The sequence below is a fragment of the Endozoicomonas euniceicola genome (genome assembly GCF_025562755.1).
GTDB lineage: Bacteria > Pseudomonadota > Gammaproteobacteria > Pseudomonadales > Endozoicomonadaceae > Endozoicomonas_A > Endozoicomonas_A euniceicola.
On sequence record NZ_CP103300.1, the window covers coordinates 4,562,676 to 4,575,789 of the forward strand.

Consider the following 13,114-nt stretch of genomic DNA (forward strand, 5'->3'; position numbering starts at 1 on the left):
TGCTATCTATCAGATAAGCAAATATCAAGAAGCCTTGTTATGCCTCCTATTCAATACCACTCTCAGGTCATGGATCATCTCGGTCTAGTGGCTGGAATGTGCAAAGAGCTGGGCATTGCCGACCATATCGACAGGCGCGCGCCCAAAGTATCTGACGAATGGAACATCTCCCACGGTGAGGCCGTTGTCGCGATGATTATCAATGGCCTCGGCTTTACGGGGCAGTCTCTCCACATGTTCCCTCAGTTCTTCTCCAATAAACCCCTCGATAAACTGATCAGAGAGGGGATTGAGCCCGAACACATAAACGACAAAGTTCTTGGAAGAACACTGGATGAACTGTTTGAACTGGGTGTCAGTAAAGTCTATTTTGAGCTGGCTATCAAGGTGGCTACGCATCTCAAATTGCCATGTGATGCACTCAACCTTGATGGCACAGGATTTCACGTCGATGGCCGTTATAACAGCGAGGAGGAAGTAAGTGACGAGGACCTCAATTGCATCAGGCTTTGCAAGGGCTACAGCCGAGATCATCGTCCTGACCTGAACCAGGCCATATTGCTCCTGCTGACCGAAAACCGGGCAGGCATTCCGATGTTTATGAAAGCAGCCAGCGGTAATGTGACGGACAAGACCAGTTTCAAACAAGTGGTTTCTGAGCATATAAAGAGCTTCAAGGCGGCACTGAATGCCCGTTACTTCATCGGTGATGCTGCATTGTATGTGGCTGAAACCGTTCAGGAACTGAGTCAGCAGGATCAGTTGTTTATCTCCAGAGTTCCTCTCAACATTGGTGCAGCCAAAGAACTGGTTCAAAGTGCGCCATTGCGCTCAATGGTTGAGGTTGAAGGGTTTGAGCATTACGAATCTGTAGAGACTCTGTCTGACTATGCAGGTGTCGTACAACGTTGGGTACTGTTTCGAAATAATCAAAGCCAGAAAACAGAACAGAAGACACTGACAAGGCGTATGCAGAAAAAGTCCCTGAAGGAGTTCAAGGAACTTGAGAAATTGGGCAAGAAGCCATTCTGTTGCGAATCGGATGCCATGGAAGCTTTCAAGCTATGGCAAAAACAGTCCGTATACTGCCAGGCTGAACCTGAGATCATCGAGAGTCCCTGCTATAAAACCAAAGGCCGTCCTGCTGATGGGACGGTTCCCGACCACTATGAATATTATGTGACAGGCTCCTGCACGGTTGCTGTACAGACTCGTCGTGATGCAGAAGCATCGTTGGGTTGTTTTGTTCTGGCAACCAACGATACAGATACAGTCCGGCTTGACGCTGGCGAACTACTGAGGACGTATAAATCCCAGCAGCAGGTTGAGAGAGGTTTTCGCTTCCTGAAGAGCCCTGATTTTCTGGTGTCTTCACTGTATCTCAAAAAACCTGAGCGTATTGAGGCCCTGTTAATGGTGATGACACTCTGTCTTATGGTCTATGCTGCAATTCAGCATCGAATCCGCTATGAACTGAAAAGGCAGAGCCGAACGTTCCCGGACATGAAGAAGAAACCAGCCCAGAACCCAACGGGCAGATGGGTTTTCCTGTGCTTTGATGGGATTCATGTGCTGTCGGTTAACGGGACGGAGAAACACATGGTTGGAATATCAGAGAGGCAATCGACGATCATTTTTATTTTGGGCTCAACGTACCAAGAAATTTATTCCTGAATAGGGTGGTGAATGACGGTTTTTAAATAAGAGTTTTTTCCTGATTACTTTGCTTTATTTATCCATTATTTATATAAAAAGTTATTTATTTAAACAGTCGTTCTGGACGATTTTAGCAAAATCGTCGTAAACCCTCGCCCAATGCGGGCGGGGATATAAGACGGGAAGGCGCAGAGCCTTCCGCCATCAATCTGGTGTACGTGATCTTTTTCGCCATCCATTTCAAGTAACTGGCATTCCAGTTTTTCACATGCACTCTCGAACGACTCCCGTAACTGCTTGATCATATAGCCATCAAAAAGCTTTCGCCTGTACCTTGTCGTGAACACCAAATGAACAACCAGCTTGGTAACGCTATGTCGTTTGCGAAGATATCCTTTAAGCAAATCTTTATTGCGTGCGCTCACTTGAAAACCTCTTTCAAATACCTGTAATATAAAGTTTATATTAATGAGCACTGAAATAACGTTCCATGCTGAGAGCCACCAAAGTACGAATCTATCCAACATCAGAGCAGGCGGAATTTCTCGACCGTCAGTTTGATGCTGTGCGGTTCGTATGGAACAAGGCCCTGGCTATTAAGGTTCATTATTACAAGGTTCGTGGGCAGAGCCTTTCTCCCAAAAAACACCTGAAGCCCTTGCTGGCAAAAGCCAAGAAAAGCCGAAAGTACTCATGGCTGAAAAACGCTGACTCTATTGCACTGCAACAGGCCACTATCAATCTGGATACGGCCTTTCAAAACTTTTTCAATCCCAAATTGCAGGCAAGATTTCCTCGCTTCAAGAAAAAGCATGGCAAGCAAAGTAGCTACCATTGTACGTCTGTCTCTGTGGGCGATAACGGGATAAAAATCCCCAAGTGCAAGCCCATAAGGGCTAAAGTGCATCGTGAAATAGTGGGTAAGGTGAAGTCTATCACCCTGAGCAGAACGCTAACCGGCAAGTATTTTGCCTCCATATTGGCTGATGATACCCAGGAACAACCAAAACAGATTGATAATCTTGAAGCTAATCAGGTTGTCGGTGTTGATATGGGGATTACTGATCTGGCTATCACCAGTACCGGCCATAAGACTGGCAATCCTCGCTTTCTGAAAAAAGCACAACGTAACCTGAAAAGAAAACAACAGGCTCTATCTCGCTGCAAGAAAGGCTCAAAAGGTAGGCACAAAGCCCGTTTATTGGTGGCAAAGGCGCATGAGCGCGTAGCCTTTGCCCGTAATGATTTTCAGCATAAGCTGTCAAAACAACTCATCGACGAAAACCAAGCGGTGATTGTGGAGACACTGAAAGTTAAAAACATGCTCAAGAACAAGCGTCTTGCTCGTTCTATTGCTGATGCTGGCTGGCACTCACTGATAACCAAACTCGAATACAAGGCAAAGCAGGAAGGTAAACATCTGGTGAAGATAGACCAGTGGTTTGCATCCTCTAAAACTTGCTCAGTCTGCGATTTGAAACAGGAAAAAATGCCATTGAGAATCCGATCATGGGAGTGTAGCTGTGGTGCTATCCATGACCGGGATATTAATGCATCTCGCAATATCAAGAAGCAAGGCATATTGAAATTAAAGGCGGAAGGACTGTCTGTTTCTGCTGATGGAGGCTTGCGTAAATCCGGCAGACTGTCGGTTGCTGCCTAAGAAATCAGAAGCCTCACCCGATAGGGTGGGGAGCAGTCACAGTTTGATTTGTCTCACGAGCGCAAAATAACACCGATAAGGCAGGTGTTTCAGAAAGGCCATTATTCCTGCAAATGCGCTGGGGAAACGTATTTCAAATTTACGGCTGATTAACCCTTTGCTGATGGCTCTGGCAGCCTGTCCGCTGTCTATCAGAAACGGCATATGGAAATCGTTTTTATCGGTCAGGGGTGTTTTCACGAAGCCGGGATTAATGATTTTTACATCAATACTATACGGGTCAAGATCAAGCTTCAGACATTCTGCCATATTGATTAATGCCGCTTTGCTGGCACCGTAAGCCGCTGACTTTGGAAGTCCGCGATAACCAGCCAGTGATGCATTGATAGCAAGCAGTCCGTGCTTCTGTTGTTTCATAACGGGAATCAGTGCCTCCAGGCAGTAGCTGACTCCAAAGACATTCAGGTCAAACTGTTGTTTAATCACATTAGCCTGGAACCGACTGCCTGACATGGAGAAAAATGTACCGGCGTTTAACACCGCCTGGTCGATGGTAGAGAAATCATTCTGTATGTCGGCGACCACATCATGCACTGACTGCTGACAGGTCACATCAAGCGGGTAGGCGTGAATGGTACCCGGCAGCGGCCCGGATTCCTGAACCAGTGCCGTTAGTTTATCCTGACTGCGGGCGCTGGCGATGACAGTGTGCCCCCGGTGCGCCAGCTCAAGGGCAAGGGCTTTGCCAATGCCCTTACTGGCGCCCGTAATCCAGATAATATTGCTGTTTGCTGTTGTCATGGTTTGAAGGCCTGTTGCAGGGGCTCTTTTTTGGCAAATACAAACGTCAGCTTGCCAAGGGTAATCCCCCACTTGGAAACCGTTGCGACATTGATCAGTACACCATCTTCCTGCAGGAACAGCCAGTCATCAAACGACACTCGCCATTTACTGTCGCCGATTGGTAAATCTATCTGGTACTTCCAGTTAAAGGCATGTCCCGCAGCCTTGCCTTTAGCCACCCCAATAACATCACCTGCCGTACCCTCGTATCGCCCGTCGCCAAGGATCTTTATGTTCCACTGACGGTTTGATGTTGAACCACTCTCATAGAAAAAATCTTCATTAAGAGTCAGTACGCCGTCTTTTACCGTACCCTTCATATCGACTTTGAAACGGTTGCGAATTTTACCAAAGCGATCCTGAAACATACCCCAGGCCAGCGTATGGCCCTGAAAGTAATCCTCAATTCTGAGCTTGGGGGTTGTCTCTGCGTAGTCATCAGGTTTTATAGTGCTGCATCCTGATAGCCAGGCCAGTGAGACCAGTCCCAGCAGTCGGTAAAACCATTTCTTCAACATACGTTTGCTCCGTCATGTTCACGATCAGTGGTCATGATTTTTCTCAATTTGTATAAGCGGACGTTGATGCTTTTGCACTTAAAGCCGGTTTCGCAATACGCCAGATAGAAGTTCCACATTTTGTGGAAGCGGTCATCAAAACCATTAAGGTTCATACTGGGCCAGCAGGCATTAAACCGCTTTACCCAGAGATTCAGGGTTCGGGCATAGTCCTGACCAAACGCCACAGAGTCCTCCATCTTAAGTCCGGCTGCCGCTATCTGGCTTTGCATGGCCTGGTGGCTGGGCAGCATCCCGCCGGGAAAAATATAGCGCTGAATAAAGTCTGCGCCTTTGCGGTAGTCTTCAAACCGTTGTTCATCGATAGTAATAACCTGAAGTACGGCAATACCATTCGGATTGAGACTGTCGTACACTTTTTGAAAATAGTCAGGCCAGTGATTTTCTCCCACAGCTTCAATCATTTCGATAGACACCAGGCGGTCGAACTGTCCGGACAAATCCCGATAGTCCGTCAGGCTGAACTGATGATCAGCGTTCTTACCTTTTGTTCGGGCATAAGCTAACTGTTCCTTAGACAACGTAATGCCGTGATAAACACTGCCGGTTCGGGCAGCTAATGCTCTTGAAAAGCCGCCCCAACCGCAACCTATCTCCAAAACCGTCTGTTCAGGTTTTACGTCCAGCCAGTCTAATATCAGGCGGTATTTGTTGTGCTGTCCCTGTTCCAGAGATTCATTCTCATGGTGGAACAAAGCGCTGGAGTACGTCATGGTGCTGTCCAGCCAGGGCTGGTAGAAATCATTGCCCAGGTCATAATGCGCGGCAATATTTTTCCGGCTTCCATTACGACTGTTGTTGTTTAACAGATGAGCCAGCCTGTGGATTTTTCTGCTCAGCCAGTTGGGTTCAAACAATGAATCCAGAGCCTTTTCATTAGCCATGGCCCAGTCTGTGACAGCCAGAAGGTCAGGTGTACTCCAGTCACCGGATATATACGACTCTGCCAGGCCCGTAATGCCTGACCGTGCAGCGACCATAAAGGCCAGTGGCCGGTGCAGTGCCACTCTGGCAATCGCAACCCCATTTTTTACAGAGCCGAAGCGATGTTCTTCTCCGGAGTTCAGAGTAAGAATAATTTTACTGATATCAGCGCCTTCCAGTTTGTTCTTTAGCCACCAGAGCGGCAGGCGCGATAGTGATGAGGGTGATTTACCGGGGGCAGAGCTTGTATCTGAAGACAGTTTTTGAGTTGAATTCATCACCGGCCTCTCTTCCTTGTCATAGGTTCACCTGTACTCCAGCTATAGGGGTGTTCCGCTGGCTGATGTTGAACGACGCTTATCCCTTTAGCCCATAGCTTCAGAGCTTGCCAGTGAATAGCGACCGTTACTTTCAGGGTTTGCCAGGGCAGCAGACAGAGTTGCAGTAGAATTCGTTGATTGGTCAGTGCTTTTCTCCTGCCCTGAAAAACAGCGCCAAAGAGTTTGCCCTGACTGTCCATCAGCTCAATCGTCAGTGACAGTGCCGGACCAGGTTGCCGGACACGGAAACGGTAGTAGCAATCCATTGGGAAAAAAGGCGAAACATGCAATTGCTTACGGGCGGTCTGGTGAATAATCTCCTGTTTGCCAGCGGTTACCGGAATAACATAAGAGTGTCGTTCACCAAAGGTATTCGATACTTCGTAAATCAGTGCCACCGCCTGATCATTGCAATAACAGAAATAAACGGACAACGGATTGAACACATAACCCAATATTCTGGGAGAGCACATCAGTTCGACCTGATCCGCAGCGGCTATATCGCTCTTGGCCAGCAGCTCATTCACCTGCTGTTTCAGACATCGACCGGTGCCATCACCATAATCTCTGGAATGAAAGGCGATGAGATTAAAGGCATTAAAGGAAAACAACCATAAGCATCGGTTCAACTGCTGCAGTTCATCCAGATTGATCAGCCAGGATGCCATGCGATAGCAGAAACGGTGTTTTTTGGGACGAATGCGGTTGTGCATCAGGTTTCCCCAGTAGACGGCTGATTTCATACGACACTCTCTGTTTTGTTGACACTCTCTGTTTTGTTGGCAGAGTCGTGTTTTTTATCGGAACCCATGGTTGAAGCACTGGCTCCGAAGGATTCCGGCAATACCAGGCGATGGTTTTCTCCGGCTACCGTCCAGGGACGCTTAAGACCGCCCAGGGCTTCTGCTACGGCCAGGCCGGACTGTAGCCCGTCCTCATGAAAGCCATAGCCAAACCAAGCCCCGCAGAACCATGTACGCTGACGCCCTTGCAGCTCCCAGAGGCGTTGCTGGGCTTCAATAGCCGCCTTGGTAAACACCGGATGATCGTAAAGATAGCTGCCATGAATTAATGAACGGTCGACATCAAACCCCGGATTGAGGGTGACAAACAGGTCTTTGCCATCGAGGTGTTGCAGCCGGTTCATCCAGTAAGTCACAGACGGCCCCCGATCATTTTCTGTAACAGGGTCTCTGCCTGTACCCAGATAGTTCCAGCTGGCCCAGGCTCTTTTCTTTTGCGGCATAAAGCGCGTATCACTGTGCAATACGGCAGTGTTACGCTGAAACGTAAAGGCACCCAGCAGCAGTTGTTCCAGCTCATCCGGTTCGCTGAGCAGTTGCAGGGTTGTGTCTGCATGGCAGGCCATTACCACATGGTCAAACTGCCATTCAGTCCCCTGCAGGTCGCTGATAACCACTTTGTCCTGATAGCGTTTTACTTTGCGAATACAGCGATTCTGGAGGGTGTTGTTACCGATCTGGCTGATAATTTTGCTGACATATTCACGACTGCCGCCTTTTACGGTCTGCCACTGGGGACGATGAGTGAGTCGTAACAGACCATGGTTATCACAGAATCGTAGAAAGGCGAGAGCCGGGTAGTGCAGCATTTTGTCTGCAGGGGTTGACCAGATGGCTGCTCCCATAGGCAACAGGTGTTCATCAATAAACTTCCGGCTGTAAGCATGACGTGACAACAGTTCACCCAGAGTGGTTGAGGCAGTCAGGGTCTTTCGCCATTCATGGCTTGCCCGGTAAAACCTCAGTATATCCACCAGCATGCGCCAGAAACCGGGTTTCAGGGCGTTAAGCCTCTGGGCGAACATACCGTTGAGATCAGAACCTGAATATTCGACTTTGCTGTTGTTTGCCGGATCGGTTATGGACACGGCAAAAGACATGTCGGTGTTGATAACATCAACGTTCAGGTAATCAAAAAAGGCGGTCAGGTTAGGGTAGGTGGTGTCGTTAAAAACAATAAAGCCGGTGTCTGCCGGAGTGGCCTGATTGTCACCTTGAACAAAAACGGTATGGCTGTGACCGCCAAAGCGGTCGTCTTTCTCAAACAGAGTGACATGGTGTTGTCTGGACAACAGCCAGGCCGCGGAGAGGCCGCTGATACCTGAGCCAATGACAGCAATGTTGAGTCCTTGGTTTTTCATTGGGTTCCTTCCGTTAGTCAGGGGGGCAGATTGTCAAAATTTCTACGAGCCTCTTTAATGAGTGGATCAACGGCGTGTTTTAATGTACAGAATTTTTTTTACAATCCGAAAGCTGCCTGACCTCGTAGAAAGCGCATTGCATAACATTGTGGCAGACAAATTGTGGCAGACAGTATGATATTCACTGTTATTGCGTATAAACACAATATGGAATCAGACGACACCACTCCTGAAACAATAAGGCAAAATCTGGTTGACCTGGCTAAATACCGGGACAGGCAACTGTTTGTGCGCCTTTACGACTACTTCGCTCCCCGTTTAAAGAATCACCTGATTCGGAAAGGGGCTCATGCGGACGTGGCGGAAGAACTGGTTCAGGAAACCATGCTGTCGGTCTGGCGGCACTGTGGCAGCTATAACCCGGATAAAGCCGCAGTATCGACCTGGATTTTCAGGATCGCACGTAATCTCTGGATAGACCGGATGCGCAAAGAAAAGCCGGGCTTTACGGTGCCGATGGATGTTTATCCGGAAATGGGGTTTGAACCCAGCGATGCTTCGGCAGATTCCGATAAGCTGGTTCAGGCGATCAGTAACCTGCCCCACCAACAATCACAACTGGTTTACAAAGTGTACTTTGAAGGCAAGTCGCATCGGGAGATTGCTGACGATATGGATATTCCTTTAGGTAGTGTGAAATCAGGCCTGCGCCTGGCCTTCGACAAACTGCGTAAACAGATTGGTCAGGCAGACCAGTCAACAGGAGGGGAATCATGACAGCAAAACATCATCCTGATCCCAGCTCCCTAATGAGTTATGCGGCAGGCAGTTTGCCGGAGGCCAACGCTATGGTCATTGCCTGCCATCTGTCCTGCTGTGAACACTGTCGTAAAATGGTGTCTGATGCTGAGGCGGTTGGACGTTCACTGCTGGAACAGCTGGAACCTGTAGCCATGTCGGAAGGAAGCCGGAACCAGATGTTGGCAATGCTTGACCGTATTGATCCGGGATCTTCGCACCCCGTTTTCAGAAAGGATACCGGTAATATTCCTGTAGCGTTGCAACCCATGCTGGGGGAAGACCTTCATAAGCTGCACTGGCGGGCTCTGGCACCGGGTATGAAGCAGTTTGTTATTCCAGCCTCTGTGGGCAAGTTGCGACTGCTGAAAATAACCCCCGGCACCAGTATGCCTAAACACAGTCATATCGGCTCAGAGCTGACTCTGGTATTGCAGGGGTCATACAGTGATGAACTGGGGCGCTTCTGTGCCGGTGATGTCGCTGACCTTGACGGTGACATTAGTCACCAGCCAATGGCAGACACTCAAGAAGACTGCATCTGTCTGATAGCGACGGATGCGCCGCTGAAATTCACAGGTTTGATTCCACGACTGCTGCAGCCTTTCTTTGACCTTTGAGGCGGTGAATGGATGCACGATCCTTTCTGACGCAGTGGCTAATAAGAATAACAATAGCCGCTGCGTCATTTTTTTTTCAATGCCTCAGGAACCGTCAGGCAGAGCCAGATTCCAGAGTGACAGACTGATTTTGCTTCTGAGATTTCCGGGCGTTTTTTTCGGACTTTCTCCCGGGATGAGAGTGCCCGATCACGTTAATCAAAGCACCCGCAACAATCAGGCTTCCGCCCAGCCATGTCCACATGGAAGGTATTTCGTTGAAAAATAATCCGCCCATGAACATTGAGAAAATAATCTGAACATAAGAGTAAGCGGTGACTTTGTTGGCCGCTTCCACCTGCATGGCCCGGGTCAGGCAAATTTGTACCACCTGGGTCAGCACTCCGATCAGCAGCAGGAGCGTCAGGGCTTCAAAGTCTGGCATGACAATATCATTTCCAAGCAGCGCCAGGGAAACCGGTAAAGCGACCATCGGAAAATAAAAGATAATGACAGAACTGTCTTCACTGGCACTGAGTTTTTTCACAATCACATAGGCAATGGCGCTGCCTGCCGCCCCCACCAGGGCCGCCATGACACCCACCGCTGGCAGGTCATTGGCATTGCTCACCAGAAGCCCCGGTTTTACCGTGATAATAAGCCCCATAAGCGACAGAATAATACAGATAACCGTTGAACGATGGACCTTTTCTCCAAGCACTAAAATGGCTAACGCTGCGGTGAAGACCGGCGTCAGGTTCTGCAGAATATTGGCTTCTGCCAGCGGCAGTATTGTCAGTGCGTAATAAATGCACATCAGGGCCAGAACACCCGCAACGCCTCTCAGAGTGAGAAGTACCTTGTTGTTGCCCCACATTGAAATGCCTTTACGTTTAATGTCGGCATAACTCAGCAGCAGCGAGATAAACGCCCGCGCGGCAACAATCTGGAGAACCGGAATATTGTAAGTATTAACCAGTTTTACGCAGCTCGACATCAGGGCAAATGCCAGCGATGACACCAGCATGAACTTCAGGCCTTCAGGCATCCAGCGTCTTATATTTTTTCCCATTTAAAACTCAACGGTGTAATCAGCCAGACGTTCCGGCTTTTAATGAATTAAAAAACTGACGAATGGTGTCCATCAGTTTTTTCACCAGCCCGCCCCGCTATACAGCATTGTATGGTGAGTGACCTTATCAGTTAAATGGAATGTTTTACTGATATTCATGAGTGGATTCGATAATTAACGCTGGATTTGTGGGTATCTGACACAGATAGGAGCCTGGCCGAGAATAGACTGCCCTACTGCGGCGGCGGTAAATTGGTCTGAAAATTCGCTTTTGTTCGTCAAATAGCTCGCTATTCTCCTCACAAAACCAAATTTTCATCCTCAATTTTCTGCCGTCCTCGCTACGGGCGCTATTCTCGGTCAGGCTCCTAGTCGCCTGCAAACAGTTCCAGCAGTTATAGCCGAAAACGGAAATAATCAGTATGGTTAAATGATAACAAGAACGTCCCGCTTGACAGAGGAGGTACATCGGATGAACAAAGATATCGGGCTGACCCATATTGCACTGACGTCTAAGAACATCGACGCCAGTATCCAGTTCTATGGTGAATACGCCAATATGAAAGTGGTTCATGAGCGAGGCATTGAGCCAGGCTCTACCCGTGTGGTGTGGCTGTCGGATCAAACCAGACCCTTTGTTATTGTGCTGATGGAATCGAATCAGCCTGCACCGCCCCTTGGGTCTTTCGCGCATCTTGGCGTCGGTTGCGAGTCACGCGAGAGACTGGACAAACTATGCGACCGTGCTCGTAAAGCTAATATCCTGGTACGGGAACCGGTAGATACGGGGTATCCTGCTGGCTACTGGGCTTTTATTAAAGATCCCGACGGATATAACCTTGAACTGTCGTATGGTCAGGAGGTTGGTTTGACGGTGGCAAACGCTTAACAACCATTCAATGACAAGTCTTCGACATGCAAACTTTGCTCAAAGGGTCTAATCTACAGACTCAAACCATCACGTGAAATATCGACCATGTATGGCTTGATGTCTGAGGAACTCGTCGGTGTCTTATGCTCGCCGGTGTCAGAAGGTCACCCTGCCGGTGAGTACCTGAAATCCAACCGCCAACTCTATAGACCACTACGCAACGTCTATAACGTTGCCCAAACCAGCTTGCATAAGCTGTCCCTGAATCCTGACCCTTCCGAGCTGGAAGAGTTACTGATTGCCAATCAGGAAAACTGGTCAGAACTGGAAACCTTACTGCTGGATATTCTCCAGACCAAATCGCGGGATCTTGAATGCCTGGTGTGGCTGGCCATGGCACAGCTGTTTTCTGATCAGCCATACATTCGTCTGGCTCATGTACTGAATCTCATTGAACAGGTTGTCCGAACCTTCTGGCCTGATGTTCAGCCCCTGCTGCCGGATGACAAAATCCGCTCCAGTGATGAGCAGGGGATAGCCAGAGAGCGCGCGGAATTACAGTCTCGACCACTGAAGCTGCTGTTTGGTGAATCAGAAGACAGCTGTCAGATAGCAGTGCCGCTGCGTATGCTGCCGCTGGTTGGGAACATTGATTATGTCCGCTATCAGCGGGATGAGACGGAACTGCGTAACCAGCTTCAGGAGTTGCGTTCTGACATTCTCGGCAGCAAGGATGAAATCGTTAAACGCATCAATAGTATGCAGGATGTACTGGATGCACTGGACACTTTGGATAAAACACTGCAGTCCTGCTTTGCCGAGTTGAATATGGCTTCGCCGGGAAATCGTTTTTTAAGACAGCAGCTTGAAGCTAACCTGATCGCCATGCAAAACCTGACAGAAGGAGTCATTGTGCCATGGCCATTAGATGCCCGAAAAATGATTGAATCAGAACGAGAAATTTCTGAAAAAACAGCTATTTTAAAAGAAGGCTTGTCGGATTCCGATACTGAATCTCAATCTGCAGCAAATGGTAGTGGAACCAGTGGAGGCGACAACTACAAAGCGGGTTATTCTGCGGTAGCGGGCTTTGAGCGGAATCAGGCATTTCATCAGCTGCGTAGTCTGGCGGATTTTTTCCAGAAAACAGAGCCTCAAAGTCCAGTGTCGTATTTACTCGAGAAAGCCATTCGATGGGGCTATACCCCTCTACCGGAAATCATGCATGAATTGCTACAGGGAGATGAGACAGCCCTGGAGCGGATCACCGAACTGATAGGTATGAACATGGCGACCAAGAAGCCTATTCCGGGTGAACTGAATATGTCTCTGGCTCCATCGGCCACGCCGGAACAGGACGCGACCGGAGTGCCGGAACAGGAAGCGACCGGAGTGCCGGAGCCAAACGGGTCATCTGCAGAGGTGGAGTCTGATGTCAATGCAGAGCCAGAAACGCCTACTGAAAGCTTGCCTGATTCTGACGCTGTCAGTGATCAGAGTCAGGTATCTGAATCTGCTGACGAAGAATCGTCACAACCAGAATCAAGCTCCGATGAGATGGAGATTAAAAATCTGGATGATATTTTCTGATCAGTGATAACGTACTGACAGCTGAGGAGATATGTC

At 48.7% G+C, this 13,114-nt stretch carries 12 protein-coding genes and 1 pseudogene; 6 read left to right on the forward strand and 7 right to left on the reverse strand.

Going from position 1 to position 13,114, the window contains the following annotated elements:
• Positions 1-39 precede the first annotated feature (39 nt).
• Complete coding sequence (locus NX720_RS18360; protein ID WP_262596076.1) at positions 40-1,674, forward strand: IS1634 family transposase; 1,635 nt, start codon at positions 40-42, stop codon at positions 1,672-1,674.
• A 194-nt stretch (positions 1,675-1,868) separates the two neighbouring features.
• Here the strand turns inward: NX720_RS18360 and tnpA are convergent.
• Positions 1,869-2,081 (reverse strand): annotated as a pseudogene (tnpA, locus tag NX720_RS18365) (IS200/IS605 family transposase); the annotation flags it as partial.
• A 65-nt stretch (positions 2,082-2,146) separates the two neighbouring features.
• On the opposite strand from tnpA, the gene NX720_RS18370 reads away from it, so the two are divergent.
• On the forward strand, positions 2,147-3,319 hold the full coding sequence (locus tag NX720_RS18370) for an RNA-guided endonuclease InsQ/TnpB family protein (protein ID WP_262596535.1): 1,173 nt from the start codon (positions 2,147-2,149) through the stop codon (positions 3,317-3,319).
• A gap of 36 nt (positions 3,320-3,355) precedes the next feature.
• Here NX720_RS18370 and NX720_RS18375 read toward each other — a convergent pair whose 3' ends face one another.
• The 5 genes from NX720_RS18375 to NX720_RS18395 are packed head-to-tail and all read right to left on the reverse strand — an operon-like array spanning position 3,356 to position 8,148.
• Positions 3,356-4,120: an SDR family NAD(P)-dependent oxidoreductase gene (locus NX720_RS18375; RefSeq protein ID WP_262596537.1), complete on the reverse strand. Its 765-nt coding sequence runs from the start codon at positions 4,118-4,120 to the stop codon at positions 3,356-3,358.
• Complete coding sequence (locus NX720_RS18380; protein WP_262596539.1) at positions 4,117-4,680, reverse strand: DUF3833 domain-containing protein; 564 nt, start codon at positions 4,678-4,680, stop codon at positions 4,117-4,119. The genes NX720_RS18375 and NX720_RS18380 overlap by 4 nt, the downstream gene beginning before the upstream one ends.
• Entirely contained in the window at positions 4,674-5,942 is a 1,269-nt protein-coding gene (locus NX720_RS18385) for an SAM-dependent methyltransferase (protein WP_262596541.1), read from the reverse strand. The genes NX720_RS18380 and NX720_RS18385 overlap by 7 nt, the downstream gene beginning before the upstream one ends.
• Positions 5,942-6,727, reverse strand: a complete 786-nt coding sequence (locus NX720_RS18390; protein WP_262596543.1) for a DUF1365 domain-containing protein — start codon at positions 6,725-6,727, stop codon at positions 5,942-5,944. The genes NX720_RS18385 and NX720_RS18390 overlap by 1 nt, the downstream gene beginning before the upstream one ends.
• Complete coding sequence (locus tag NX720_RS18395) at positions 6,724-8,148, reverse strand: NAD(P)/FAD-dependent oxidoreductase (RefSeq protein WP_262596545.1); 1,425 nt, start codon at positions 8,146-8,148, stop codon at positions 6,724-6,726. The genes NX720_RS18390 and NX720_RS18395 overlap by 4 nt, the downstream gene beginning before the upstream one ends.
• 174 nt (positions 8,149-8,322) lie before the next feature.
• Between NX720_RS18395 and NX720_RS18400 the strand changes: the two genes are divergently transcribed.
• On the forward strand, positions 8,323-8,925 hold the full coding sequence (locus tag NX720_RS18400) for a sigma-70 family RNA polymerase sigma factor (protein ID WP_262596547.1): 603 nt from the start codon (positions 8,323-8,325) through the stop codon (positions 8,923-8,925).
• Positions 8,922-9,566, forward strand: a complete 645-nt coding sequence (locus NX720_RS18405; RefSeq protein ID WP_262596549.1) for a ChrR family anti-sigma-E factor — start codon at positions 8,922-8,924, stop codon at positions 9,564-9,566. The genes NX720_RS18400 and NX720_RS18405 overlap by 4 nt, the downstream gene beginning before the upstream one ends.
• A 94-nt stretch (positions 9,567-9,660) precedes the next feature.
• On the opposite strand, the gene NX720_RS18410 is transcribed toward NX720_RS18405, so the two are convergent.
• On the reverse strand, positions 9,661-10,617 hold the full coding sequence (locus NX720_RS18410; protein ID WP_262596551.1) for a DMT family transporter: 957 nt from the start codon (positions 10,615-10,617) through the stop codon (positions 9,661-9,663).
• A gap of 472 nt (positions 10,618-11,089) precedes the next feature.
• On the opposite strand from NX720_RS18410, the gene NX720_RS18415 reads away from it, so the two are divergent.
• Together NX720_RS18415 and NX720_RS18420 are read left to right on the forward strand one after the other, a co-directional pair.
• Positions 11,090-11,506 (forward strand): VOC family protein, encoded by a 417-nt coding sequence (locus tag NX720_RS18415; protein ID WP_262596553.1) that lies wholly within the window; start codon positions 11,090-11,092, stop codon positions 11,504-11,506.
• Positions 11,507-11,605: 99 nt separating this feature from the next.
• Positions 11,606-13,078 carry a type VI secretion system protein TssA gene (locus tag NX720_RS18420; protein ID WP_262596555.1) on the forward strand — a complete coding sequence of 491 codons (1,473 nt, stop codon included), beginning with the start codon at positions 11,606-11,608 and terminating at the stop codon, positions 13,076-13,078.
• Positions 13,079-13,114 lie beyond the last annotated feature (36 nt).